Annotated in this window: 20 protein-coding genes, 1 tRNA gene and 2 pseudogenes; 10 read left to right on the top strand and 13 right to left on the bottom strand. The window is 59.0% G+C overall.

Features of this window, described 5'->3' with window-relative positions; genetic code table 11:
• Positions 1-54: 54 nt before the first annotated feature.
• The 5 genes and pseudogenes from rnc to coaD form a co-directional block, all read right to left on the bottom strand.
• A pseudogene (gene rnc / locus CRD60_RS09145) lies at positions 55-885 on the bottom strand (ribonuclease III); the annotation flags it as partial.
• A gap of 385 nt (positions 886-1,270) precedes the next feature.
• Complete coding sequence (rpmF, locus tag CRD60_RS06495) at positions 1,271-1,465, bottom strand: 50S ribosomal protein L32 (protein WP_113860484.1); 195 nt, start codon at positions 1,463-1,465, stop codon at positions 1,271-1,273.
• Positions 1,466-1,742: 277 nt separating this feature from the next.
• Complete coding sequence (locus CRD60_RS06500) at positions 1,743-2,390, bottom strand: YceD family protein (protein WP_113860485.1); 648 nt, start codon at positions 2,388-2,390, stop codon at positions 1,743-1,745.
• Positions 2,391-2,393: 3 nt separating this feature from the next.
• Complete coding sequence (locus tag CRD60_RS06505; RefSeq protein ID WP_236630894.1) at positions 2,394-3,056, bottom strand: ATP synthase subunit B family protein; 663 nt, start codon at positions 3,054-3,056, stop codon at positions 2,394-2,396.
• Between the two features lie 173 nt (positions 3,057-3,229).
• Positions 3,230-3,730, bottom strand: coding sequence for a pantetheine-phosphate adenylyltransferase (gene coaD, locus CRD60_RS06510; protein WP_113860487.1), 501 nt, complete (start codon positions 3,728-3,730; stop codon positions 3,230-3,232).
• Between the two features lie 227 nt (positions 3,731-3,957).
• Here coaD and CRD60_RS06515 point away from each other — a divergent pair, with 227 nt between their 5' ends.
• Positions 3,958-4,260 (top strand): DUF3039 domain-containing protein, encoded by a 303-nt coding sequence (locus CRD60_RS06515; protein WP_201737236.1) that lies wholly within the window; start codon positions 3,958-3,960, stop codon positions 4,258-4,260.
• A gap of 12 nt (positions 4,261-4,272) precedes the next feature.
• Here CRD60_RS06515 and CRD60_RS06520 read toward each other — a convergent pair whose 3' ends face one another.
• Positions 4,273-5,595 (bottom strand): nicotinate phosphoribosyltransferase, encoded by a 1,323-nt coding sequence (locus tag CRD60_RS06520; protein WP_113860488.1) that lies wholly within the window; start codon positions 5,593-5,595, stop codon positions 4,273-4,275.
• A gap of 699 nt (positions 5,596-6,294) precedes the next feature.
• On the opposite strand from CRD60_RS06520, the gene CRD60_RS06525 reads away from it, so the two are divergent.
• The 3 genes from CRD60_RS06525 (at position 6,295) to CRD60_RS06535 (ending at position 8,986) form a co-directional block, all read left to right on the top strand.
• Positions 6,295-6,930: a Pr6Pr family membrane protein gene (locus CRD60_RS06525; protein ID WP_113860555.1), complete on the top strand. Its 636-nt coding sequence runs from the start codon at positions 6,295-6,297 to the stop codon at positions 6,928-6,930.
• A gap of 84 nt (positions 6,931-7,014) precedes the next feature.
• Positions 7,015-7,779 carry a ribonuclease PH gene (gene rph / locus CRD60_RS06530; protein WP_113860489.1) on the top strand — a complete coding sequence of 255 codons (765 nt, stop codon included), beginning with the start codon at positions 7,015-7,017 and terminating at the stop codon, positions 7,777-7,779.
• A 523-nt stretch (positions 7,780-8,302) separates the two neighbouring features.
• Entirely contained in the window at positions 8,303-8,986 is a 684-nt protein-coding gene (locus tag CRD60_RS06535) for a non-canonical purine NTP pyrophosphatase (protein WP_113860490.1), read from the top strand.
• A gap of 643 nt (positions 8,987-9,629) precedes the next feature.
• Here the strand turns inward: CRD60_RS06535 and CRD60_RS06545 are convergent.
• The gene (locus CRD60_RS06545; RefSeq protein ID WP_113860492.1) at positions 9,630-10,628 is read right to left on the bottom strand and encodes an AEC family transporter; all 999 of its coding nucleotides are present in this window, start codon (positions 10,626-10,628) and stop codon (positions 9,630-9,632) included.
• A gap of 252 nt (positions 10,629-10,880) precedes the next feature.
• Between CRD60_RS06545 and CRD60_RS06550 the strand changes: the two genes are divergently transcribed.
• The 6 genes from CRD60_RS06550 to cydC all read left to right on the top strand — a co-directional run bounded on the left by CRD60_RS06550 (position 10,881) and on the right by cydC (position 19,190).
• A tRNA-Leu gene (locus CRD60_RS06550) sits at positions 10,881-10,962 on the top strand.
• A 259-nt stretch (positions 10,963-11,221) separates the two neighbouring features.
• Positions 11,222-12,397, top strand: a complete 1,176-nt coding sequence (locus tag CRD60_RS06555) for an NAD(P)/FAD-dependent oxidoreductase (protein ID WP_113860493.1) — start codon at positions 11,222-11,224, stop codon at positions 12,395-12,397.
• A gap of 165 nt (positions 12,398-12,562) precedes the next feature.
• Positions 12,563-14,056, top strand: coding sequence for a cytochrome ubiquinol oxidase subunit I (locus CRD60_RS06560; protein WP_113860494.1), 1,494 nt, complete (start codon positions 12,563-12,565; stop codon positions 14,054-14,056).
• Positions 14,053-15,105 (top strand): cytochrome d ubiquinol oxidase subunit II, encoded by a 1,053-nt coding sequence (cydB, locus tag CRD60_RS06565; RefSeq protein WP_113860495.1) that lies wholly within the window; start codon positions 14,053-14,055, stop codon positions 15,103-15,105. The genes CRD60_RS06560 and cydB overlap by 4 nt, the downstream gene beginning before the upstream one ends.
• Positions 15,106-15,175: 70 nt before the next feature.
• On the top strand, positions 15,176-17,368 hold the full coding sequence (locus tag CRD60_RS09150) for an ABC transporter ATP-binding protein/permease (RefSeq protein WP_236630884.1): 2,193 nt from the start codon (positions 15,176-15,178) through the stop codon (positions 17,366-17,368).
• Positions 17,369-17,375: 7 nt separating this feature from the next.
• Positions 17,376-19,190, top strand: coding sequence for a thiol reductant ABC exporter subunit CydC (cydC, locus tag CRD60_RS06575; protein WP_113860496.1), 1,815 nt, complete (start codon positions 17,376-17,378; stop codon positions 19,188-19,190).
• Positions 19,191-19,513: 323 nt separating this feature from the next.
• On the opposite strand, the pseudogene CRD60_RS06580 reads toward cydC, so the two are convergent.
• The 6 genes and pseudogenes from CRD60_RS06580 to CRD60_RS09460 form a co-directional block, all read right to left on the bottom strand.
• Positions 19,514-20,443 (bottom strand): annotated as a pseudogene (locus CRD60_RS06580) (Abi family protein).
• Positions 20,444-20,804: 361 nt separating this feature from the next.
• A complete protein-coding gene (locus CRD60_RS06590) occupies positions 20,805-23,045 on the bottom strand; it encodes a glycoside hydrolase family 3 C-terminal domain-containing protein (RefSeq protein ID WP_113860499.1) in 2,241 nt (746 codons plus the stop codon).
• A gap of 134 nt (positions 23,046-23,179) precedes the next feature.
• Positions 23,180-24,310 carry an MFS transporter gene (locus CRD60_RS06595; protein WP_236630885.1) on the bottom strand — a complete coding sequence of 377 codons (1,131 nt, stop codon included), beginning with the start codon at positions 24,308-24,310 and terminating at the stop codon, positions 23,180-23,182.
• Positions 24,311-24,905: 595 nt separating this feature from the next.
• A complete protein-coding gene (locus tag CRD60_RS06600) occupies positions 24,906-25,901 on the bottom strand; it encodes a polyprenyl synthetase family protein (RefSeq protein ID WP_113860501.1) in 996 nt (331 codons plus the stop codon).
• A gap of 118 nt (positions 25,902-26,019) precedes the next feature.
• On the bottom strand, positions 26,020-26,223 hold the full coding sequence (locus CRD60_RS09305) for a carboxymuconolactone decarboxylase family protein (protein WP_269088609.1): 204 nt from the start codon (positions 26,221-26,223) through the stop codon (positions 26,020-26,022).
• Positions 26,196-26,453, bottom strand: coding sequence for a carboxymuconolactone decarboxylase family protein (locus CRD60_RS09460; protein ID WP_201737234.1), 258 nt, complete (start codon positions 26,451-26,453; stop codon positions 26,196-26,198). Before CRD60_RS09460 ends, CRD60_RS09305 begins: the two co-directional genes overlap by 28 nt.
• Between the last annotated feature and the right edge of the window lie 36 nt (positions 26,454-26,489).

The following is a 26,489-nucleotide window of genomic DNA, read 5'->3' on the forward strand; positions in this document are numbered from 1 at the left end:
ACCGGCGGCGGCCGCTTGCAGTTGATCAGCGCTGATAGTGGTGTTCTTGGGGGCCTTGCGCGTCTTCTTGATAGGCTTGGGCGACTTGTCCTCAAAGGACTTGATTTTCTTCCAGCAGTAGGCCGCCGCGTTCAGTTGTGCCTTGCGCTTGCTGCTGCCCTCGCCCTTGGCGATGGCCTCGGTCTTGCCCCCCAGGAGCACCTCGGCGGTAAAGACCTGGGCGAATTCGGGTCCGGAGACGGACATGCGGTATTCAACCTCACCTAGGCCCATCTCGCGGGCCTTGACCACCAGAGCGGTCTTCCAGTCCAGTTCCGGCCCCTCGCTGGCAACCTCCTCCAAGGTCTCATCAAGGAGCTTATGGACCACGGCGCGTGCCTTGGTGATGCCATGCTGCACGAACACGGCACCCAACAGCGACTCGAAGATGTCGCACAGGATGGAGTCCTTCTGTGAACCCCCGGTCTTGCGTTCGCCTTTGCCCAGCAAGATGTAGGGGCCCACGTGGAGCTTTGATTTTGCCACTCCGGCCAGGGATTCCTCCGAAACCGCCTTGGCTCGGATCTTGGCCAGCTGGCCCTCGCTCATATCGGGGTGGCTCTTGTAGAGGGTCTCGGTGGTGACCAGTTCCAGCACAGCGTCTCCCAGGAATTCCAAGCGCTCATAGTTGAGGGCTCCCTGGTGCTCATTGGAGAAGGATCGGTGGGTCAGGGCCTGAATCAGCAGGTTGGGCTCAAGATCTGCTCCCAGGGCTTCCAGAAGCTGCTTGGTGGGGTCTCCTGGAGCAGCGTTGGCAAGTGCGGCAGAGTCAGTGGATGGGGTTGCTTCGGTCTTGGCTGTTGCTGCCGTAGCCGCTTTCGCTGCGGAAGTCTTCTTGTCTGTCATCTGAAGTCATACTCCTTGTTCTGCTTGCTGCACATGACGAAGCGTCATGAACACGGTTGCCCAGACTCTTGTGCATGACTCTGGGCAACCGGGCTTGGGTGCAACAAACCATGCCCACTTCTATAACGAGGTCTTAGCTTAGCAACTCGCGGTTAAAATGTTGGAATTACATGCGAAAACTTGGGTGCTAACTTTTTGCTATATAATGTCAACCTTTTTGCTATCGCTGAGACTCCGCTCAGCTTCCGGCCAGCAGGCAATACGGATCAGTTCCTCCTGACCCGGTCGGCCATGCCGCAAGACCCACACCCCCCGCCAGCGTGAGAATATGAAAAAAGCCCCACCATCCGTCGATGGCAGGGCTTAAGACTCAGCGGTCCGTCAATCAGATGCTGTGACCCGGACGGATGGCCTCACGGTAGGTGCGGCCGCGGAAATTGCCGCAGCTGGGGCATGCCATGTGGGGCAGGCTGGGGGCGCCGCAGTTGGGGCAAGCGACGGTCTGCACGGCCGAGGCCTTCCAGTTGGCGCGACGCGAGTGGGTATTGGCGCGCGAAGTCTTGTACTTTGGCAATGCCATGATGATTCCTCTGTTTCGTTCGAACGATTCAGCTTAAGCGTTCTGTATATTAGCGCATCGGTCGTACATTTGCCATTCGTCGGCCCTGTCGGCATGCGGGAACGAGGCCTTGCTCCGGGAGCACACCCCGGCAAGGGTCCTTGGCGTACTCGCCAGGGCAGTACGTCTTCAGGCTTGCCCGATTGAGTTTCGCTCGGTGGAACTCAGGCCCTTGGTGCTCTCAGTATCCTCAGGGTCCCTGTTGTCGTGCAGTGTTGCCTGGTGCCGCCCAGAGCCCTCAGTTCCCTGAGTGCCCTGTAGCCTCCTCGGCCTCAAGTTCGGCCTTGAGGGCCTCCAATTGGCTGAAGCGGTTGTCGATGACCTCGTGCTGGTGGCCGGGGTTCTCGTTGAGGTTGATGCCGCACTGGGGGCACAGACCCTGGCAATCTGGCTTGCAGAGCAGCTTGAGGGGCAAGGACTCGACCAGGTTATCGCGCAGGAGCGCTTCGACATCGGCAAAACCGCCATCCTGGCTCAGGGGGTAGCTGTCGCCCCCTTCCTCCTCGCCGGCGATGATGTCGATCTCCTCCTCCTTGGAGGCCCGCCCCCCGCCTTGGCTGCGGCTATGGGACGAGTCCTTGGGCTGTTCGGCCTCATAGGGGAAGAAGACGGTGACATCGACCTTCCAATCCCTGTTGATCGGTTTGAGGCAGCGGGTGCATTCGGCATGGAGGGGCGCTGTGATGTGCCCGGTGAGCAGCAGGCCGTCCACAATGGAATCAATCGAGCCGACCAGCCTTACGTCCGCCCCCTCTTGAATGCCTACAATCTTGTCCCCAATGCCGCTGGGAGCGGGGAAGACCATGTCTACGGCCTTGCTCTGCCCCGGGCGCGACGAAACCTGGGCGACGGGTATGGCCCATGCTGAATCTTCTGGACGTGGCACTAATCAAACCTCCGGGTAATCGCTGGCTTCCAGGTGCGGGACCTGGACGGCTTCTGTTTCCTGACGTTCCTCGAGCACCTTCAGTCCGGCCTTGACATCCGTGCTGAGTTTGCCCAACTGCTCTTCTAGCTCACCCATGACCTTTTGGCAATAGCGATCAGCTCCCTGCGTAAGGTGGGTGGCTTTGGCCTGGGCCTGGTCGAGCATGGACCGGGCCTTCTGCTGGGCCAGGGCGGTCACGTTCTCCTGGCTGACCAGGAACTGGGCCTGTTCCTGGGCCTCATTGACCGTATCGGTCGCCTGGCTTTTGGCCGAGCTGATGATGGCGTTGGCCTGGCTCTGGGCGTTCTCCAGACGCCGCTCTGACTCGCGCATGAGCGATGAGGCGCGCTCCAGCTGCACCGGCAGCATGCTCTTGAGCTCAGTCAACTGGTCGGCGAACTCCCGGCGGTCGACCTTGACGCTGGAGGGTGCGAATAGGCTGCCCTTGGCCTGGTCCAGCAGTTCTTCGAGGTGGTCGATGATGTCGTAGACCGTGGTGAATTCCTGCCTGCTCTTCTCATCCTCGGGGTCGAGCGGGTCCCCGTCCTCGGCGCTCTCGCGCAAGTCTGGCAGCCCTTCCATGGCGAAGAGCGGTTGGGGCTGGTCGGCATGGACGTCATCCATGTCCTGGTCCTCCGCCGGGTCCATCTGGTCCGAAGGGATCATCAGGTCATCCCCCTGGTCGCCCCTGTGCTCGGCATCCTGCTCAAAACTCATGACTCGTCCTTTCCCCGTACGCTGTACGACCCTATGGCCTTGCATACCGCCGGGCCTCGCTGTTGACGCTTGGCTCCAGCTTACTGGTTTGTTGTGGCTTGCAGTCCCAAGGCCTCCTGAAGCATGGCCGGCACGCAATCGGGCACCATGCCGGTCACATCGCCTCCATGCCGGGCCACATCCTTGACGATTGAACTGGAGATATGCTCCAGCACCGGGTCGGCTGGCAGGAAGAGGGTCTCGACGCCAGCCAGCTTGCGGTTGACCAGGGCCATGCCCAACTCGGCCTCATAATCGCCGTTCTGCCGCAGGCCCTTGACGATCACGGTGGCCCCTACCTTCTTGCAGTAATCGGTAATCAGCCCGTCGGTGGAAGTGACCTTGACCCTGCTGAAACCGTCCTTGTCCAGGGCCCTGCGAATCACACCGACCCTGGTCTGTTCGGAGAACAGCGGTGTCTTGGCGGCATTGACGGCCACGACCACGTGCACTTCCTCAAAGAATCCGGCGCTGCGCTCGATCACGTCCAGATGACCGGCCGTCACGGGGTCATAGGAGCCGGGGCATACTGCAATAGTCATAGGTCTAGGGTAGCGCCCAGTCGGGTCAAGTCGCCGCCCTGATGCGGGGAGCCTGGCGAATGGGCCGGCGGTCTGCCGGGTCGGATTGGTCTGCCGGGGTGCGACAGCGGAAGTTGTGGCCAGTACCTATGATGGAGACCAGGTGAACATACGGAAAGATTGACCACCAGATGTGGTCGGGAGATACGGAGGTTGGGATGCTTGAGGACGCTGTGATGTTTACTGGAATGACTCTTATTCACAACCAGGCCGACCCCGTGTCGCCGCTGTCGTCGGACCCCGATTCCGCCGCGGGCACTGCGGTTCTGGAACGGCCCCAGGCCGAGGAGCAGACCGAACGCTCCGACAACGGTGATGCCGACCGCTACGCCCACTACGTCTCCAAGGATCGGATCAACGAATCCCGGCTCACCGGACGCCCAGTGGTCGCCCTCTGCGGCAAGATCTGGGTTCCCAAGCACGACCCCTCCCAGTACCCCGTCTGCCCGGACTGCCGTCGCATCTACGAGGAGATGACCAAGGCCCGCTGAGTCTGGGCGGTTTTACAACACCTGGGTTTCGGTGGGGATTACCGCTTCGCCTCTCATCAGTGATTGGGCGGTGATGGGTAGTTCCTTCAAGGCTTGGGCCCGGTAGTCGTGTGCTTCCATGATGGCTTGGTGGCCTTGGCGGCTGCTGTCGATCCGGCCATGGTCCACGTAGGGAACCAACAGGTCCTTCCAATCCTCGTCCGGTTGGAAGGCGGCCAGCTTCTCCTCGGACCCGGAGATGATGTGCTCGGTCTCGGCCAGGTAATACTCGTAGGAGCGGTAGGCCAATTTGCGGCCTGGCACGGTGGCCTTGTTCTTCGATTTCTTGGCCACGGGTTCCATGACCCCTTGGGAGTTCTCGCGCTCGGTCAGTTTGTAGACCATGGCGCAGGTGGGGGCGCCGGAGCCGGTGACCAGCTGGGTGCCCACACCATAGGAGTCGACCGGGGCGGTCTGCAAGGCCGCGATGGCGTACTCATCCAAGTCATTGGTGACCGTGATCCTGGTCTTGGAGGCTCCCAGGGCGTCCAGCTGGTTGCGGACCCGTTGGGCCAAGGAGGCCAAGTCTCCCGAATCAATCCGCACACCGCCCAGGTCCGGGCCGGCCACCTTGACTGCGGTCTTGACGGCCTCCTCAATGTTGTAGGTGTCGACCAGGAGGGCGGTGTCCTTGCCCAGGGCCTGAACCTGGGAGCGGAAGGCCTCCTCCTCGTTGTCGTGCACCAGGGTGAAGCAGTGGGCCGCCGTGCCGATGGCCTTGAGGCCGTACAACTGGGCGGCCAGGAGGTTGGCTGTGCCCTGGAATCCTCCGATCACAGCGGCTCTTGAGGCCGCGACTGCCGACCACTCGTTGGTGCGCCGGGCTCCCATGTCCATGCAGGGGCGATCTTTGGCGGCCGAGACCATGCGGGAAGCGGCCGAGGCCACGGCCGAATCGTAATTGAGGACCGATAGGATTAGGGTCTCCAGTAGGGTGCACTGGCCGAAGGTCCCCTCCACTTGGAGGATGGGCGAGTTGGGGAAGAACATCTCGCCTTCCCGGTAGCCCTTGATGGACCCGTCGAAGTGGAAGCTCTCCAGCCACTTGATGGTCTTGCGGCTGACGATCTTCCGGTCCGATAGGAAGCGGAGGTCCTCGTCATCCAGATGGAAGCGCTCCAGGGCGTCGAGGATTCGGCCGGTTCCAGCGACCACCCCGTAGCGGCGGCCTTCCGGCAGGTGCCTGGTGAAGACCTCGAAGACGCACTTGCGGTCGGCGGTGCCGTCCTGCAAGGCCGCGTCCAACATGGTGTATTCATACATATCGGTCATGAACGCCGGTGAATAGTCGACCATTCCAATGCCTTCCCTTGCCAACCCCTGAACCGGATTGAACTCTCCTTATATCTGGAGTCTAGTTGCCTCAGGTGATTTCCGGTAGGAGCTGAGCGGCAGCTGCCACCTGCCGGCGCCAGCCTCACCCCAACTCCAAGTATCCCCACCGGCCTTCATGGCTTGGGCCATCCGGCCCAAGCCACTCGTCCCTGGGGTGAGTCGAATGGGGGCACCTCTGTCGTGCCTGTGCTTGTGAAATGTTTACAGGGGCACCGTGTTTACTGTGGCAAGTGTGTTCCCAACGCTCAGGTGTTCGTTATATCTGGTGGGTTTGCAGCGCTAGCGTGCCTGCTGTGGCAGCCGAGTCTGCAGCACTGAGGCGTCTCTTGTCTCGAGCCGGCTTGAGTCCTGACGGGTCTGATCCTGTGGCAGGCCCTCTCTTCGCGGTCGTAGGCTCACCCCAATCTCAAGTACCAGCACTGACTCCTAGCGTTTAAGCCAACTGGCCCTGGGTACTTGGCCTTGGGGTGAGTCGGCTGGGAGGTGCTCGGTTGGGACGTGTCGGCTGGGACGTGGCCTGGTTGGGGTGAGTCGTTGGAGGGGGGTGAGGTATGCCTGCGCGGGTGCGGGCTAGGGATGAATATAGGGAGTTATGGTGAGTCGGTTAGGAGCGGGGTGGATTGTGCCGGCCTACGTGGCCCCTGCCCTATGCTGGATTGCATGAGATTTCTTGCGGGACTATGGAGGCTGGCCATCGCGGCCCTGTGCTTTGTGGGGACCTACCAGGCCTGGCAGACGCCATCGCGCTGGACCTATTTCTCTTTCCAAGCCGGATTCTTGCTGGGGTTGGTCATGCTGTGGGCCGGTGCCGCCAGCCTGCTCAAAGGAATCCAACCCCCGGCCTGGCTCAAGGGCTGCCTAACGGTCTATGCCATCCTTACCCTGCTGGCGTCGTTGCTCCTCATGCCGGCGGACAAGCAGCAAAGCCTACCTCTGGTCTGGGGCATCATGGCCACCACCGTCCTCTGTTATGTTGTGCCCATCATGACTCTCACTGATTTCCTCCTGTGCGACCCCCACCGCCGTTTCAAGTGGCACTACACCTTCAGCTGGCTGGTCTACCTTCCGGCCTACCTGGCCTTCGTCGTCATTCGCGCCCAGCTGTGGCCACATTCTGGACCAGCGGCCGGTGGCAGCCCTTATCCCTACGCATTCATTGATCTTCCGGCCCTGGGGTGGATCCAGTTCGGCATCAACGTCTTTGAGCTGCTTGCGGTCTGTGCGGGTCTGGGGTTGGTGGCCTTCCTCATTGACCATATCCTGCCGGCCAAACCCTTGTTGGGAAGGGTTCGCTGACCCTCGACTTCGTATTGCTTTTCTGCGGTCTTGGGGCCGATACTGGTCCGAGTCCCGGGCTGAGCTTGGTGATAGGTTGGGAGTATGGCTGAAATCAAAGATATGTTGCAGACTTCGCAGGTGATCCGCCCCGATGGGCGGGCGGTTGACGAGCTGCGCGCGGTACGGATCACCCGCCACTTCACCGACGCCCCGGAAGGTTCGGTCCTGATCGAGTGCGGGAGCACCCGCGTTATGTGCACCGCCACCTTCACGGCCGGCGTGCCCCGTTGGCGCCGGGATTCCGGCCTGGGCTGGGTCACGGCTGAATACGCCATGCTGCCCCGGGCCACTTCGGAGCGGACGGACCGTGAGGCCGTCAGGGGCAAGATCGGTGGTCGCACCCATGAGATCAGCCGGCTGATTGGTCGCTGCCTGCGCGGCGTCATCGACACCAAGGCCTTGGGTGAGAACCAGATCCAGATGGACTGCGATGTTCTTCAGGCCGACGGTGGCACCCGCACCGCTTCCATCACTGGAGCCTACGTTGCCCTGGTCGACGCCCTTCGCTGGGCCGAATCCAAGCGGCTGATCCACTCCGCCGACAAGGTGCTCAAGGATGCTGTGTCGGCTGTGTCGGTCGGTGTCATCAACGGCACACCAATGCTGGACCTGCCATATATTGAGGACAGTCAGGCCATGACGGACATGAACGTGGCCATGACCGGTTCCGGCGACTTCATTGAGATTCAAGGGACCGCCGAGCATCGTCCCTTCAACCGTCAGGAGCTGGGGACCCTACTTGACCTGGCGGAGAAGGGTAACAAGGAACTTCAGGCGGCCCAAAGGGCTGCGCTCGCCAAGGACTGAGCCTGCCGGTTCTGGTGGGATGATGGAGGTTTTACGGCCTTGCTGCTCACCGGTTGGCGATGTATCGTTCGCCGGTTGGCATTCAGTGGTTCGATGATCGGTGGTCCGGCAGTTCGTGGTCCGCTGTTTGGTAGTCCACTGGTTTGGTGGTCGCTGGCCTGGTGGTTCAGAATCCCGGCGGCCTGGTGATCTGGCGATTTGGTCTGGACCTGCATTGCAGCGGTCGCTGGTCCGGTGGTTAGGGGTTTGGAAGCCAGTGGCCTTATGCCCGGTAATCAGCCCTCTGGTCTGTGGCCGGCGGTGCGGAGGTCGCTGGTTTGTGGGGGTCGATGGTTCGGTGGCCCGGAAGTTTGACGATTCACCAATCGGCAGTCGGTGGCTCGGCATACGCGCGGTGCTGCGATCCGGTGGTTTGGCCGTCATTGGCTGATCAGATTCTGACCGGGATGGTGCAGTTGACTGTTGGCAAGGCGAATGTCGGGTAAGCACATAGATACTGGCATTAATAAGGAAGGAAGCGGTCATGAAGATTGTTGTGGCGACACATAACGAGGGCAAGCTGGTGGAGATGCGCAATATCCTCCAGGATGAATTGGGAGATACGGCAGCTGATATCGAACTGGTTTCGGCTGGTTCCCTTGGTTTGCCTGATCCGGTGGAGACCGGTGTCAGCTTCGAGGAAAACGCTCTGATCAAGGCCCAGGATGTGGCCCTGCGGACCGGTCTGCCGGCTGTGGCCGACGACTCCGGCCTGGTCGTTGATGTCTTGGGTGCCGCTCCGGGCATCCTTTCGGCCCGCTGGGCCGGTGCCCACGGCCATGATCGTGCCAACATGGCCCTACTACTCGCCCAGATCGAAGACATTCCCGACGGCCGGCGCCAGGCCCACTTCAGCTGTGCGGCGGCCCTGGTGGTCCCCAAGGCCGAGGAGGGCTCCGCAGATGGCGGCACCGTATACGCCGTGGCCAGCCAAACGGTTGAGGAGGGCCGCATGACCGGCTTCATCATCAGGGAGATGCGAGGAGACCAAGGCTTCGGCTATGACCCCATCTTCGTGCCTGACGACCAGCCAGCACGGGCCAAGGATGCCGACGAGTCCCTGACCTCCGCCGAACTGACCCCGGCCGAGAAGAACGCCATCTCCCACCGTGGCAAAGCCGTTAAGGCCTTGGCGCCAGCCATCAAGAACCTGATAGTTGGAGCATGATTGTGCCGGTGAGCAGGGTCGTTACCAACCCCGCTCACCGCCAATTCAGTTATTCCGAGTTGCGTGATGAGCCCGAATGGAATTCCTCCTGCGCTGTCTCAGAAGAGTGTGCAGGTACGAGTGTATGCGGCGAACAAAGCTTCGGATGAGGTCATGGATGAAATCACTGACTAACGCCATGATCATTAGTATGATATTCTGCTGCCAGCTGTCTTGGGTGTCGAGACCATTTAGCTCACAGAAAACATTGAAGACCAATTCACAGAATTCGATTATGTTATTCATTATCATCTCCTTTTGTGGAGACGACAAGGACGCTATGCGTCCGCCGGTTTGTATACGGCTGTACGTATTTCCTGTCACGCTGGTGTCTAAGTAGATTCGTGTTCAAGTGGGCCACCTTGGTGGCCACAGTGATTTAGCAAATGGTTTAAAGACTTTGTTGAGACATTTGCCAAGGATGAATCATGTATCCATCGGAAACGACATCGCCCGTTGTGGTATGAGTATTAGCGACATGCTGGTTATGACGATAAGGCGGTTGCAATATCTAGTCGGATCGCAAAGCGGCGGTATGGCGAACATCAGTGTTCGCACGCAAGCAGGGAATTGCCTTGTGGATGAAAACGTGTGATTGAAAGGGTCAACCCATGAGCAGGTGTGCCAGGGTCATGGTCACGATGCCGATGGTTGCGGTCAGGGCAAGGGTGAACCCGGCCAGTTTGGCGTTGCCGAGCACCTTGTCGGTGAACATGGTCGAGAAGACCGCGGTCGGGGCCAGGCAGCACAGGGCCACGGCCTGCCTGGTCATGGGGTCGAAGGGGAGGAGGAACCAGGCCGAGGCAGCGAAGACTATACCGCAGGGCAGCCTCCACGCGAGGACCTCCAGAACGGACAACAGGTCCCCTTTGCTGTCGGGCAACTCCATGAGCATACCGACCATGAGCATGGCGCACAGGGCATTGGCTGCAGAGAATGGCTGGGTGACCAGGGCCATCCAGTGGGGAAGATGCAGGTCAAGGACCATGCACAGGATCATGACCAGGTACACGTCAAAGGATGGCGAACCAAGGAACCCTTTGGCGATGTTGCCTACCAAGGCCCTTCTTTGGAGCCTTCGGACATCCCTGTCTTTGGGCTTACTGTGGGGCAGGGTTGGCGCGCTGCCAGGACTCTGCTCGCTCAGGGGTTTGCCGGGCTTGATATGCAGGAAGGTCTGTGTCATGACATTGGTGCCGGCCGCAACCATGATGTTGTTGCCGATGTCGAACATGGCTGCGGGCACCAGGGCCGCCGGCCCCACTAGGGACTGGAGCATGGGAAAGCAGAAGCAGCCAACATTGAAGCCTGACCCGTTGAGCATGAGGAAGGCCCGGTCGGACACCGGCCGCCTCACCGTGGCCAGGTAGATAAGTAGGGTCGGGGTCAGGGCGGCCAGGAGGGCGAAGGCCGAGATCCACAGGAGATTGACCGCGTGCTCGTTGGTGGCGAAGGAGTAGATGATGGTGCCCGGCAGGACCAGGTTGAACTCAGCGGTCTGCAATACCCGGTAATCGTCCGGTCTGAAGAGCCCCATCCTCTTGAGGACATAGCCGGCGGCGACGATCAGAAGCATGACGGCTGGCTGGATGATTGCTTCCACCCTGTCTCCTTACTTGTGCAAGTCTGATCTCCGCCCAATGTGGTTGGTGACCTCGGAACTGTATGCAAAATTGGGGTCGTGCCCTGACCTCCACCCTGTACTTGGGGCGAAGGCTGGCCATTGTATGCCGCCAGTGGCTGCCAGGTCCAGCGCATGGCCGGATGTTGGCTGGTGCCTTCAGGGCAGTCGGCACTGCCGTCGTCGCTGCAGATGACGCTGCAATCCGTCCGGCATGGTAGATTGTTGGCTGAGGCGCGCATGGCGGAATTGGTAGACGCGCAGGATTTAGGTTCCTGTGACTTCGGTCGTGGGGGTTCGAGCCCCCCTGTGCGCACCGCTTGCATGTACCGTAAGGGTGAGTGTGCAGTTATGCGTCAGATGCAGCGCATCATCTGCCGGCCAATGTGTCATATATCACAAACAAGCTTATATTGCCATGAACCTGGGGCCTGTCTCGAATACTCCAATGGCCGAGCCTATATACTGTAAGCTAGGTCATGACGGTGTGGATTGTTATGTGCAGTATTGGTATCGGTTGCACTGAAGGTCCGCGAATTCGCCATGACAACGGTGTTTATCAAAAGGTGAATTATATGAAGACGATTGCAGTATTAGGCGCTGGCTATGCGGGTCTGCGCACGGTCAAACGATTGGCACACTCGAATGTTAACACGCGTATAGTCTTGGTGAACAAGAATCCCTACCACTATGAGTCAACTCAGCTCCATCAGGTGGCTGCGGGAACCAAGGAACCGGCTGACGTCAGCTTCGACATCAAGAAGTCCCTTCCGGCTGGAGTCGAATTCATCCTTGACGAGGTCGTGAGCATCGACGAGGCCAAGAGGGTCGTCACGTTCAAGAAGCACGAGTCCCTGGTCTATGACTACCTGGTCAACGCCCTGGGCTTCGAGTCCGAGACCTTCGGCATCAAGGGTGCCGAGGAGAACGGCTGGCCCCTGATCGACATCGACACGGCCCTTGCGGCACGAGAGCATTTGGAACACACCCTGGCCTCCTACCGTCACAGCCATGACGAGAACGATTTGCATATTGCCGTGTGCGGCGCTGGATTCACCAGTATCGAGTACCTGGGTGAGTTGGTGTACCGGATGCCCGAGTTGGTCAAGCGTTATGGCCTGCCCGCCGACAAGATAAAGATCTACTGCATCGAGGCGGCCCCCAAGGTGCTGCCCATGTTTGATGACAAGATGGTGGCCTGGGCTGTCGACTACTTGAAGAAGCGCGGGGTCGAGTTCCATACCTCCACACCCATCACTGAGGTCAAGGCTGGTTCTGTGGTCAGCAATGGTCTGGAATTCAAGGCCAACACCATCATCTGGACCACCGGTGTGCGTGGCAGCCATGTTATCGCCGATTCCGGCTACGACCAGAAGCGCAACCGCGTGGTGGTCAAGGATGACCTCTCCGTCGAGGGCCACCCTGAGGAGTTCCTGATCGGTGACGTCAGTGCAGTCCCCGACCCATCCACTGGTAGGTTCTACCCGACCACGGCGCAGATTTCCATCGCCCAGGCCGACACTGCAGCGGCCAATCTCGCGGCGTTGCTCGAAGGTCGCAAGACCTCAAAGTTCGACTTCAAATCCGTGGGCACCGTCTGCTCACTGGGCCCCCAGGCCGGCATCGCCGACATCCATATGATGGGGCATTGGAAGCTCAAAGGCGCGATTGTCGGTGTCGTCAAGAAGATCGTCAACGATCGCTCTGTCTTGGAGCTGGCCAAGGTCAGTAATATGCTGGAGAGCAACTAGGGCCAACCTCGCCGGTCTGTGCTGTTCGTTAGGTAGACCGGCCCACGATATTATGGTTTCCGCGCATTGAGTGGGGGGCCTGGAGTAACGGTGACAGAGTATCGTCACACTCGCATCATTCACTGCGGTGATGTGACATCAAGTAATAACAGAGAGAAGTAAGAAATGACAGTTCTAGGGTTATCGCGAGTTCAATTTGCGATGACGACGATCTTCCACTTCTTCTACGTACCTATGACCATCGGTCTGGCTCTGGCTGTGGCCATCATGGAGACCATCTACGTAGTGAAGAAGGATGAAGTCTATAAGAAGATGGCGAAGTTCTGGTCGAAGGTTTTCCTTTTGTCCTTTGCCGTCGGCGTCGTCACCGGCATCATCCAGGAGTTCCAGTTCGGTATGAACTGGTCGAATTACTCCCGGTTCATGGGTGACATCTTTGGTGCCCCCCTGGCCATCGAGGCCTTGCTGGCCTTTTTCCTGGAGTCCACCTTCATCGGTGTGTGGATGTTCACCTGGGACCGGTTCAAGCCGGCCGTCCACGTGACGTTCATGTGGCTGACCTTCCTGGGGTCATCCTGCTCCGCCATCTGGATTCTGGCTGCGAACAGCTTCATGCAGCACCCCGTTGGTTTTGAGATCAACCAGGCCACAGGCCACGTGCGCCTGACCGACTTCTGGGCGGTCCTGGCCAACCCGCAGCTGTGGATTGAGTTCCCCCACGTCTTCTTCGCGGCGGTCTGCACCGGTGCGTTCGTCCTTATGGGCTGCGCCGCCTGGAGCCTCCTGCGCATGCATGTCAAGTCCAAGAAGGATGTCGCAGCCGTCGAAGCCGACAGCAGCCAGGCAGCCAAGGTCGACCTCTTCACCAAGTCCCTGCGCATTGGCGCCATCCTTGGTCTGATTGGATCCATCTGCGTCATCACCTACGGCGATCTGCAAGGTAAGTACATCGTCCACGACCAGCCCATGAAGCTGGCGGCCACCGAGGCCATCTACAAGGACACCGGCGATCCCGCCGCCTGGACCTTCGTTGGTCTGATTAACGAGAAGGACCACACGGTCAAGGGTATTGAGGTGCCCGGCGCCATGAGCAAGTTGGCCTACGGCACCAACAGTGGCGCCGTCAAGGGCATGGAGACCGTCAACAAGGAATTGCACGAGAAGTACGATGCCAAGTTCGGCAAGGACATGAACTACTACGTTCCTGTTACCGTGCTCTTCTGGGTCTTCCGCTTCATGGTCGGCATCGGCTTCGGATTCGCCCTCGTCTCCATTCTGGTGCTCTGGTTTACCCGAAAGAAGAAGAACACGCTTTGGACCAGTCGTTGGAAGCTCTGGGTCATGGGTATCCTGACCTTCTCTCCCTTCGTGGCAACAACCTCGGGCTGGCTGGTCACCGAGCTTGGTCGTTACCCCTGGATCGTCTATGGCTACCAAACCATCGCTGATGCGGTCTCGCCGACCTCCACGGTCCCGGGCCTGCTCTTTACCTGCATCGTCTACTTCCTGCTCTTCCTGGTTCTGGGCGCGGTGATGATCTTCTACACCCGTCGCACCCTGCATCAGGGGCCGGATTATGACGAAAGCGGGGACGCCTATGGAAGCATCAGTGTCAAGACTCCTGCCTCCGTCTCTGAAAGGAAGGTGGCACTAGCATGACCATCCTGCAAGGTTTATGGTTCTTTGTCATCGGGCTCCTGTTCGCGGGTTTCCTCCTGCTTGAGGGCTTCGATTTCGGTGTCGGCATGGCAACCCGTGTGGTGGCCAAGGACGGCGACGAGCGCGCCCTGTACATGAGGGCCATCGGCCCCCACTGGGACGGCAACGAGGTCTGGCTGATCACCGCAGGCGGAGCCATGTTCGCTGCCTTCCCCCTCTGGTACGCAAGCCTGTTCTCGGGCTACTACATCCTCCTCTTCCTGGTGCTGGTCGCCCTGATCCTGCGTGGTGTCTCCTTCGAGTTCGCCGGGCATGCCGTGACCGATAGGGAGCGTGGGGTCTGGCAGATGGCCAACTTCATCGGCTCCCTGTGTGCCCCCCTCTTCCTGGGCATGATGCTGACCTCCATGATCCAGGGGGTCACCATGGACAAGGAAGGCAACGCCTGGATTGGTTTCTTTGGTGTTGTCAACTGGCTCTCTGTGGTGGGCGGCATCGCCGTGGTCTTCTTCTGCTTCGTGCATGGTCTGCACTTCCTGAGCCTCAAGCTCGGTCGTGACGACTCCCGCCGAATGCTGAACGTGACCGAGAAGGCCTACTGGATCGCCTACCCCGCCCTGGTGGTCTTCGTGATCCTGTCCATGGTCTTCACCGACTTCTATAGCAAGCGGCCCCTGTCCACTTGGCTGATCACGGTCCTGATCCTGGCCTTCACCATTGGTGGCCATGTGGCGGCCTTCAAGAAGCGTGGCGGCTGGGCCTTCACCTGCTCCGGGCTGACCCTCATGTCCATCATCGCCTTCATCTTCAACGGGATCTTCCCGCGGGTGATGGTGGCCAAGGACGACTCCATGAGCATGCTCATCAAGGATGCCTCGGCCTCGCCCTACACCATGAAGATCATGACCGTCGTCCTGTGCTGCCTGCTGCCCATCGTCCTGGCCTACATTGTCTGGAGCTACTACATCCAGCGCAAGCGCCTGGTCCCCGATGACGCATCCAAGCAGGAGAAGGTCGAAGTTGTACGCAAGGCTGCCGCTGTACGGTAGTGGTCGGGCATAACGGCATAAGGCCGTTGCGATAGAACCGGCTGAATCAGTGTGATTGAAGGAAGCTTCAGTGATTGATAAAAGTCTGTTCCAGTTCGCCGGCATCCGTCGCACCCTGTCGTTGCTGGCCCTGCTCTCCATAGGGCAAGGGCTCAGCATCGGCGGGCAGGCAAGCGGATTGACCTGGGTCCTGGTGCAGATTTGGAACCTGAGGGGACTGAACTCACTGCTTTGGCCGGTTCTTGTATTCTTCCTTTCCTTTGGTCTGCGGCAGTTGATTGAGGTGGCCAAGCAGCATGTGGCCACCCGCTATGCCGATCAGATCGTGGCTGAGCTGCGGCCAAGGGTCCAACGCAAGGTGTTCGCCCTTGGACCTGCTGGATTGAGCCAGCGGGGGACCGGGTCCACGGTCACCATGCTCATTGACGGTCTTGACGAGGTCAAGACCTATATCTTTACGGTTCTGCCCAAGATGATGGACATGACCTTCATACCGGTGATGGTGCTCCTTGTGGTGCTCACCCAGAGCCCCTTGAGCGCACTGGTCCTCTTCCTCATGCTGCCCCTCCTCTTCTTCTTCATGGCCATCCTGGGGCTGGCCGCCAGGGACCGATCCAACAAGCAATACGCCCAGTTCCAAGAGCTCAACACCCGCTTCGTCGATACCATCCTTGGCCTGCCCACCCTCAAGATGCTGGGTGTGAACCAGGATTATGAGGACGAGATCTTCAATGTCAGTGAGCGTTTCCGCAAGCGGACCATGTCCGTCATCCGTGTGGCCCTGACATCGACCTTTGCCCTGGACTTCTTCACCACCCTGGCCATCGCCATTGTGGCCGTCTTTCTGGGCAATGACCTGATCAATGGCAGCATTGCCCTTTTCCCCGCCATGCTCTCGCTGATTCTGGCTCCCGACTACTTCCTGCCCATCCGACAGTTCGGCGACGACTACCACGCCACTCTCGACGGCAAGAACGCCTTGGGTGACATGATGGCCCTGCTCGATCAGCCTGAACCGGAGCGTAGGAATCTGGATTGGGATGGTTGGCAGGCTGATAGCAACCTGGAGATTCAAGACCTGTCGTTCGCCTACCCTGTCCGAGACGAGGTCGAATCCGCAGGGGTGGGTGAGGGTGCCGGCGTCAGCCGGGATGCCGCCGGTCGGGCGATTGCCGCTGCCCAGGGAACGGCTGGAGACGCGGATGCGGTACCCGCAGTTGGTGGGACCCATGCGGCTGATGAGCCGCAGGTGTCCGGTGGGCCACAGCAATCCACTGACGGCCACAGCCTAGTAACTGAGGCAAGTGGCGAACGTGGCCAAGACGTCGGCGCCCAAGCGGATGTTCATCCTGGCAACGACCAGAAGCCAGTGACCGGCAAGACAGGTAGGGCAGCCGACACAGGCATGACCGGGCACGAGTCTGCCCAGGAGACCATCGCCGACAAGGTCATCGCGGCTACCGGTGGCAAGGCTGCTGAACAGCAAGCCCAGGCGGCTCCAACGCCGGTCATCTTCAGTGATCGTGACGGGGCGCAGGCCGCGGCTCCCATACAGACCGGGGCCCTGGAAGGCTTGAACCTAAGTCTGCACGGCTATACCAAGCTGGCTGTGATCGGCAGGTCAGGCGCCGGCAAATCGACCCTGGTCAATCTGCTCGCGGGCTTCAACATACCCCAGTCCGGCAGCATCCGGCTAGATGGGAAGAGGCTGGAGAGTTTCAACGCCCAGGCCTGGCAGGAGCACATCTCCTATATTCCCCAGGCCCCATACATTTTCAACGGTTCCATCGCCGACAACATTCGCTTCTATGTGCAGAATGCCGACGACCAGGCGGTCATGCAGGCTGCCGACCAGGCAGGGCTGGGCGACTGGCTGGCAAGCCTGTCTGAGGGGCTTGAGACCCATATCGGGGAAGGAAACCGTGGCATCTCCGGTGGCCAAGCCCAGCGAATCGCCCTGGCCAGGGTCATCCTGGACAAGTCCCGCCGCATCCTGCTCTTCGACGAACCCACGGCCCACCTGGATATCGAGACCGAATACGAACTCAAACAGACCCTCCTGCCCATTATGGAGGACCACCTGGTCATCTTCGCCACCCATCGGCTCCACTGGCTCGCCGACGTGGATCAGGTCATCATGCTGGACCGGGGGCGGATTGTGGCCCAAGGCAAACCCAGTGAACTGATTGGGCAGGGCGGCCCCCTGGACCAGCTGATCGACGAGATGGGAGGGAACCAGATTGACGGATACCGCAATATCTAAGGACCCCATGGCCGCACCTACTCCCCCAGACACATCGTCCGGGGAAGAGCAGTCCCAAGGCCGGACCAACTACCTGCGCATCTGGCACAAGGACCACTGGTTCTGGCCCTATCTCAAGCAGAACAAGGGTTTGCTGGCCCTCATCTTCTTTCTGGGCACCATCACCTTCGTGTGCGCGGCAGGACTCATGTTCACGTCAGGCTTCCTGATTAACCGGTCGGCCCGCCAGCCTTTCAATATCTTCGCCGTCTACGTGCCGGTCGTGCTGACCCGAGCCTTCGGCATCGGTCGCCCCAGTTTCAAGTATTTGGAGCGTATCAAGAGCCACAACTGGGTGCTGCAAGTGGTCTCCAAGCTGCGGGTCCAGCTCTACCGGACCCTCTCCAAAGATGCCGCCTTCCTGACTGAGCACGAGCGGACCGGTTCCATACTGGGCATGCTGGCCGATGACCTGGACCATCTGGAGAACTTCTACCTGCGGACCATCTTCCCCACCATCGTGGCCTACCTGGTTTGGATTGTGGTCACCATATCGGTCGGTGTCTTCTCGTGGACGGCTTCGCTGCTGCTCTTTGTGCTCTTCGCCCTGGTACTGATACTGATTCCGCTGGTGTCCCTGGCCTTTTCCGATGGGCTCTACGCCCGCGAGAAGGCCCTGCAGCAGAGCCAATACACCAAGGTGACCGAGTCCTACCTGGGCCTGTCCGACTGGGTCATCACCCACCGGCAGCAGGAATTCATGGAGACCGGCGCCGGGGAGTTCGCCGCAGCCCTGGCCTCCCAGGCCCGGCAGAAGCGCTTCGAGCGTTGGCGCAACTGTGTCATTCAGATGATCTTTGCGGTTATGGCCGTGGGGTTGCTGGTTGGGTCTGACCTGACCATGACCTCCTCCAAGTCCCTGGCTGATTACTCGGCCGCCGTGGTTCTGGCCCTCTTCCCCTTGATCGACTGCTTCATTGTGGTCGCCCAGGCCGTGGCCGAGGTGCCGCTTTATACAGACTCCCTCAGCCACTTGAATGACCTGAGCGACCGGGTCGAATCCAGGCAGCTGGAGCCTGTGGTCCAGCAGCAGCTGTCCGGCCCCGTCCAGACCGTGGACTTCGACCATGTGACCTTCTCTTACGGCCCTGGTCAGCCGGCCCTGCTCGAAGACTTCTCCCTGCATATCAAGGCGGGGGAGAAAGTGGCTCTGTTGGGACCCAGCGGAGAGGGTAAGACGACGATTCTGCAGCTGCTCTTGGGTGATTTGCAGCCCCAAAGTGGCCAGATACTGGTCAACGGGGTGTCAGTTGCCGCCTTGCAAGAGCAAAGACCGGACATCTTCGGCTACCTCAACCAGCAGCCCTTCCTCTTTAACACCACCATCGCCGCCAATGTGCGCCTGGGTGCCCCTGAGGCCAGTGACGAGCAGGTCTGGGCTGCCCTGAAGGCAGTCCGGCTTGGTCAGCTGGTGGCCGCCATGCCCCTGGGCATCGACACCCCGGTCGAGGAATCCGGTCAGCGTCTCTCAGGCGGTCAGCGTCAGCGCCTGGCCCTGGCCCGAATCGTGCTCAAGGAGAATCCGGTCATTCTCCTTGATGAGCCCACCATCGGCCTGGACCCCATCACTGAGCGCCAGCTCATGTCCATGGTCTTCAAGGCTTGCCAGGACCGCACCCTGGTCTGGGTCACCCACCACCTGCAAGGCCTGGAATCAGCCGACCAGGTCATCTTCTTGGAGGACGGAGCCATTGCCATGCAGGGCCGTCCCGCCGACCTCTACCGGACCAACCCCCGCTTCCGCGAACTCTACCGTCTGGACGTAGGCGACCTGAGTCGCTAAGCCGAGCCCAAACAGTTCGTCCAGCCCCAGCCCGTCTCGGCTGGTCTTGCACCTAAACGTCGCAAAATACGCATAAACGAAAGGCTGAATGACAACAGAACATACGCTTGAGACAGAAGGAAATTGTACTTTAGCGGGTCTAGTCACTTTGCTCATAACAGCCAGTAGAAACATGTCTCAAACGTATGCTGTACAAGCTGTGGATTTTGAATCTGAACAGCTTTCGAGTCTGTCGGATGAGGAATTGCAACATTCATCGGCTACATGAGGCCATTAAGAGTGCTGTGTTTATCCAAAGCCTTCCCAGGTGTCACGGTAATGAACTACTGCCATAACTGACTGGTAGCCCCGTTGCTGGTGCATCCTAATTCAGTATCATACCTATGGGGAATATGTGATAAATCGTTGGTGATGAGATCTTTTATCCTTGCGGGCCAACTGCTTTGTGGTGATAAGATTGCCAGCAGGTGTGAAATCATTGTCAAAGCGCCGAGGATATGTTCGCTTTGGCCGGTTGGCAAGACGTAAAAGCCTGGGGTCGATGAGAATGCTGCTGAGCTGACGGGGATGAAACCGCGATTCCAAAGGCGAGCATGATGCATGGCCGTATTGCGGACGATGGTGAGCTGTTTGAGCCATGAGGAGAATGGGTTGCGCCTTGGGTCGTTGTAATGGATACACAAGCCAAGGGAAGTGGTGACGGCCTGTTGGTCATCGTCAGTCAAACCAGTAAAGAGCACTGATGAATCACGGAAATCGACCACCTCGAGCAGCAGCCAGACAGAAATGGCCGAATCATAGTGCTGTATATGATGCTTAACCGCCTCGTCGCTTTTGGCGCTGCGACTAAGTTTAGAAATGACGCTTTGCTTCCAATCAATGTAGTTGAATCCAGGTCTTAGGAAGCGGGCAGATTCGTGAGCTAGTGGATCGTGGCTCCCTAGGACGTCCGATAAATGGGCAGGCATACCAATTTAGACGCGCTCTATCCCGTCGTGTATAAGTGTGCGGGGTTTTCTGTCAAACTCATACAAGGATGCAATATCCATACAACATGTTCCCGGTTCGAATGCCTCAAGCCGTTCTGGTTCTTCCCTGACGTTTGCATGCTTAGGGTTGGTTTTCCTGAAAGGGTACGAATATCCGCTGAGCGATAGTATCCAACGGCCGACAGCCATTGCTCGGCAAAGGGTCTGTATCAATATTGAGACCGTGTCGTTCGAGAATGACCAATTGCTCCTCGAGACTGGCATAGGGCTTGCTGTCAAGTTTCAGCGGTCCTCTTGGCCACGAAAGAGATCCGGCCCGCAGCTTCCGTAAAGAAAGCCGGGCCGAACGATGACGATTACCGTACCAAGTTTATAAGACAGGTGGAAGAATCCTGGCGTGTTGGGTCGAATTCAATTAGCAAAACACATTTCGCTGATCTTAGAAATACGGCAAACCCTTGAATCTGCTGGCTGTATACGGCAACAGTCAGAGTTGCTTGGTGAGTTTGCCTAATGGGTGGTGAGGAGCAAGGTGGTTCCATCGTATAGGTGAGGCCTGTTGCATGTGCTGCAACAGGCCTCACCTTATTTACTGCTTGGACTCACCCGCTGAGTGAGTCACTGGTTACTTAGACATTGCTGCCTTGTAGGAGGCTATCAAGTCGCGTGTAACCTGGCGACCGTCAGCGCCGCTGAAGGTGACGACCGTGCCCATGGGCATCGTGCGGAAGAGAATCATGGTGTTGGGATCGTCTGGAAGGTGAACGCCATCCGCTGCCAATTCCTCCATTTTCTTGCTCAGAATGGGAGCCCCAATCGGATCCTCCTCCCACTCCAACATGCTGGATTCCTCGTTCAAGCGGAAGACCTTATCGTCGCCTTCAATGGTCACATCTACACGCTTGACGATTGCACGAGAAGAGGTGGCCAGCTCAATGCCATAACTACCGGCCTCGGTATGCCAGTCGTTCATGGTCCGCGACCAGTATGCAAAGTCGCGTTCGCTCAAGTCCATAGACACAGTCTTGGACTCACCGGCCCTCAGGAACACCTTCTGGAAGGCTTTGAGCTCGTGAGAGGGGCGCTGAACGCGGGAGGCTCCGGGCGCCACGTAGACCTGCACGGTCTGTGCACCATCCACCGCCGACGTGTTCGTAACCCTAGCCCGCACCTGCACAGCATTCTTGCCAGTGTGCTCAACAGTAATGTCGCTGAGCTCAAAGCTGGAGTAAGACAGACCGAAGCCGAAGGGGAAGAGCACCGGCTTCTTGAAGCTGTCGTAGTAGCGGTAGCCCACGAAAACCCCTTCGCCATAGCGCACGTGCCCCTCTTCGCCGGGGAAGTTCATGACGGTGGGGTCATCGCTGAGCTGGACCGGAATGGTCTGTGGCAGCTTGCCCGATGGGTTGGCCTCGCCGGTGAGCAAGTCCACTATGGCCTGACCGCCGGCCTGGCCCAGGAGCCATGCTTCGAGCACAGCCTTGGCCTGGGGCAGCCACTCGGTCAGGCTGACCACGGAACCGTTGGAGAGCACCACCACAGTGTTGGGATTGACCTCGCTGATCTTGGCCAGGAGCTCTAGCTGCTTGGCCGGCATATCCAAACTGGTGCGGTCAAAGCCCTCAGACTCGGCATCTTCAGGCAAGCCCAGGAAGAGCACGACCTTCTGCGCCGACTGTGCCACGCACAGGGCTTCCTGGGTCAAATCTTCACTCTGGGGCGCATCGTCCAGGGTGAAGCCGGGAGCAAAGTCAACATTCCAGCCTGCGCTCTTGAATGCGTCTAAGGCATTGGTCACGACGGTGGGTGTGATGTGGGAGGAACCGCCGCCCTGGTAGCGGGGTGTGCGGGCAAACTCGCCGATAACCGCCACTTTCTCGCCCTTGTGCAGGGGTAGAATACCGTCATCGTTTTTCAACATGACCACGGATTCGCAGGCAGCCTGGCGGGCAACCTGATTGTGGGCCTGAACATCGTAGCGGTAGCCCTCTCGAGACATGGCGGGCTTGGCCTTTTCCAGCAGGTCAATCATGCCCTGGGCCATTGCGTCCAGCTGGTCCTTGCCCAGTGTGCCGGCCTGCACAGCTGCTACCACCTCATCATCGCTGCTGGAGGGGGGCATCTCAAGATTCAGGCCTGCCGCAAGCGCTGCGGCACGGTTGTGGACGGCCCCCCAGTCAGACATCACGATGCCATCAAAGCCCCATTCATCGCGCAGTATGTCGGTCAGTAGTCGGCGGTTCTCCGAGCCAAATACTCCGTTGAGCCGGTTGTAGGCGCACATGAGAGTCCAGGGCTTGGCATGCTTCACGATGTATTCAAAGGCTGGCAGGTAGATTTCGCGCAGGGTGCGTTCGTCCATGTCGGAGCTGGAGCGCAGACGCTCGGTTTCCTGGTTGTTGGCAGCGAAGTGCTTTACCGAGGTGCCGATGCCCTGGGCTTGCACGCCCTTGACGAGTTCGGCGGCCTGGTGGCCGGTGAGCACCGGGTCTTCCGACCAGTATTCGAAGTTGCGTCCACCCAAGGGGCTGCGCTTGATGTTCACGCCGGGCCCAAGAATGACGGCCACCTTCTCCTGCACGCATTCCTCTCCCATGGCCTGACCAACCTGCTCGGTCAGCTCAGGATTCCAGGAGGAGGCCAGGCCTGCGGTTGGTGGGAAGCATGTAGCTGGCACAGAGCCGTACACGTCATTGGACTTTGAGTCTTTAGCCTTACGCAGGCCGTAAGGGCCGTCAGTGATCATGTAGCCTTCCAAGCCCTGTTCGGGCAGGCCTTGGACATGCCAGGAATCCGAGCCGGACGTCAGTGATGCCTCATCCTGCAGGCTCAGGTCAGTCACATTCACGTGTGTCTGTTCAGTCATGATGTTCCTTTCTGCCCCCTGGCTGCTACGAGCTGTATTGCTCTCAGGATCCGGGGGAGTGCTGCTAAAATACGATTCTTTAAAGAATACTGGGATATAGTGTAGGCGCATTCCTCGATGGCTGCGGGTTTTCCCTACTTCACCTTGCGGATAGCCATGATGAAGAAGGTGCCTATCAGTAGGAAGACGATGGCTACTGGGAAGACCATCTGGTATCCGCCAGTTATGGCGATGACCTTGGTGGTGAAGACCGGTGCAAGCACCTGGCCTATCGTGTTCGCCAGGTTCAAAATGCCCAGGTCCTTACCGGCCTCTTCAGGGTTTGGCAGCACGTCCACGTTGAGGGCCTGGTCCACCGACATGTAGCAGCCATTGGCGATGCCTGCCAGGGCGGCGTAAATATACATACCGGTGGCGGTGGGCATGAAGATGGGGAAAGCCATGCCGATGGCGAATAGCACGGTGCTTGCTGCGACGATGATTTTGCGGCGCTGGAGGAAGTCTGAGAGTGGGCCTGATACTGCCGCGGCTGCGATTGTCGTGATAAGCGTGATGACGGCAATAATCTGCAGGGCGGTCTGTGAGTCTTCCAAACTCAAGTGAGTGTACTTCTGCAGGATGAAGAGCATGTAGCCGGAGATCATGAATGTGCCGATGATGAATACAAGACGGCCACCCAGAGCCAGGTAGAAGTCTCGGCAGCTTTTGGTGGGTGGCACGAAGGAATGGATGATCTTGCCGGTAGACACCTGTGTGGCGTTGGAGGCTGCTGAGGTCTCGCGCGGCCAGACCAACACGACGATGATGCCTGAGAAGAAGAAGATTGTCGTGCCCACGATTGCGCCAGCGTTCGGATTCGACAGGAAGAAGGACCCTACGAAAGTACCCATCTGTTGGCCGACCATCATCCCCGCTCCGTATAGGGCGGAGAATGTGCCACGAGTAAGCTCGGGTATGCGGTCAGAGAGCACGGCGACGGCGGGGGCGATGATGCAGTTCAAACCAACCTGGACCACGCACCAGCCTGCTACTATAATCATGAAACTCTGGCTGTTGAAGGCGATGGCGTAGCCTGCTGCGGAGATGATGCCACCCACTATAATCCAAGGCGTGCGCTTGCCTATCTTGAAGCGAGACATATCGGAAAGTGCGCCGAATATTATGTTGGCCAGCAGGGAGAAGATGGCGCTGACCGAGTTGACTGTGCCGATAGCCCCTTCTGCTGAAATGCCGGCCATGCCGTCGAAGATGTGTGGGAGCAACACGCTTGAACCCATGAAGAACGGGAGCGCCCACAGAATGGAAACGAGGGCGAAGCCCGAGGCAAAGCGAATACTCGCAATCTTACTTAAGGGCTTGCCGGTGTCGGGAGCTAGGTTCGCACTGGCCGTAGCATCCAAAGGGGGTGTGGTCAGTACCTGTTCTCCTGGTTCAGAACGTTGAATACCAGTCATGGTATCTTCCTCTCGGGTGCCAATGCGCCGTTGAATTATTATTATTTGTGTCATTGCTGTGATGCTGATTGCGTTCGTTTCAGTGAACGTAGGTACTCAGAGAATCACACTTTGCATATTCTGTCAATGCTGGTATCTGGACCTACCGAAGCCGGTGATTGTCGCATTTCCCTTATGCTTTACGGTGTGTCGAACTTTGATGATAAGAAACGCCCATGTGTAATACGTTGAAAGTCACACTGGAAATGCGCTGTTGAGGTAATGCTGACGAAGAGCGATTTCCGCCCACCTTACTGTGCCAAAACGTACGCTAGTGGGGGCTTGACACGTATGTTGTTACATGTAGCCCATGCGGGGGTGGGATGGGACGCTGATGATAGCGGAGCGCGTATGACGCCGGGAGGTCTCAGAGCTGCTTGGTGAGTTTGTCGACCAAGCTGGTGAGGAGCTGGGCGGTGCCGGGGTTGATGGCGGTCTTGGACAGGAGGTCTTTGGCATCGGTCAGGTGGCCGCGGGCCGCGTCCTTGCTGGAGGCGATCAAATCGGGGTGGGCCTGGAGGTAGTCGACGACCAGCTGAGGGTCGTTCCGTTCCAGGGTCTTTGCGAAGGCCGGCTCGGCCTCGAGGCCCAGCAGGACCGGCAGGGTGTAGATGCCCTCGCTGATGTCCTCCAGTTTGGGCTTGCCGGAATCGTGGGCCAGGTCGAAGTCGCTGATGTCGTCCATGATCTGGAAGGCCATGCCCAAGTGCTCACCGAAGCGGGCGGCGGTATCCAGCAAGGCAGGATTCGCGCCGGATACACCAGCAGCCAGCTCGACGCCGGTCTGGGAGGCCAGGCGGAAGAGGGCTGCGGTCTTGCCGCGAATGGCCCGACCATAGTAGTCGGTCCTGATGGAAGTGTTGTGCCGGGCTGATTCCTGGAGGAGCTCGCCGCCGACGATCTCGCAGACGGTAGAGGCCTGCTGCCTGACGAATTCGGTGCTGGGGGCGATGGTGGCCATGATCTCCATGTAGCGGGAGAGAATCAAGTCGCCAAGATAGATGGCCGCCTTGTTGCCTACGACGGTGTGGGCTGTGGGCTGGTTGCGGCGGATGGCGGCGTCGTCCAGCACATCGTCATGAACCAGGGTTGCCAGGTGGAGCATCTCAATGGCTGCGGCGCCGCTGATGATTGAGGCGTGGAGGGCCTGGTCTGTGGCCGGTCTGGCAGCGGAACCGCCACCTTCCTCGTCCTGGGCCCTGGCGAAGAGCAGGACCAGGGACGCGCGAATCATTTTGCCGTGATTGCCGAGCAGCTGGCGGTAGACATCCTTGTAGGGTTCCACGGAGGTCTCCTCCGCTTCAAGCCGTTCGACGACCCGTTGCATGCCCCTGCGCAACATCTGCCGTTGCCCGTCACCCATACCGATTCCGATCCCTAGTCCACAATTTCAAGTAATCCCCACCAATATACCAACCTTTCGTGTGGGAATCCCAGTCCCGCCTTCATACCGCTGTCAGCACCCCTCCAATGTGCTCAAACTAACAATTGCGCCTGTGGACTTGTATCGTTCGGGAATGCATCCGACCGGTCTTGATGAGGGCTGAGTTCTCGCTGAAGACCTCGCGGGCGGTGGTGATGGCGTTGATGGCGCGGGGGAAGCCGACGTAGGAGACACATTGGAGAATGGTCTCCACGACTGAGTCCTTGCGCAGGCCTACATCCAAGGCCCCCTGGATGTGCACCTTGTGCTGCGGCTTGTGTCACCTTGCGTGACAAGACTGCCCAAGGTCGCCAATTCGCGTTGCTGCGGGCTGAGCCCTGGCCTGCTGTAGATGTCCCCGAAGACAAACTCAACAATCCGCCGTCCCAGATCCGGAGCAATGTCCTGTAGGGAATCAATGACCTTCTGCCCGCCTGCACCGTCGAGGGTGGCGAGCGCTGCCAACCCTTCCTCAAAGCGTGACTGTTCCATGCTGATGTTTCTTTCCTGTTCTGTCTTAAGTGTGGA

It is taken from the genome of Bifidobacterium aemilianum (assembly GCF_003315635.1).
Taxonomy (GTDB): Bacteria; Actinomycetota; Actinomycetes; order Actinomycetales; family Bifidobacteriaceae; genus Bifidobacterium; species Bifidobacterium aemilianum.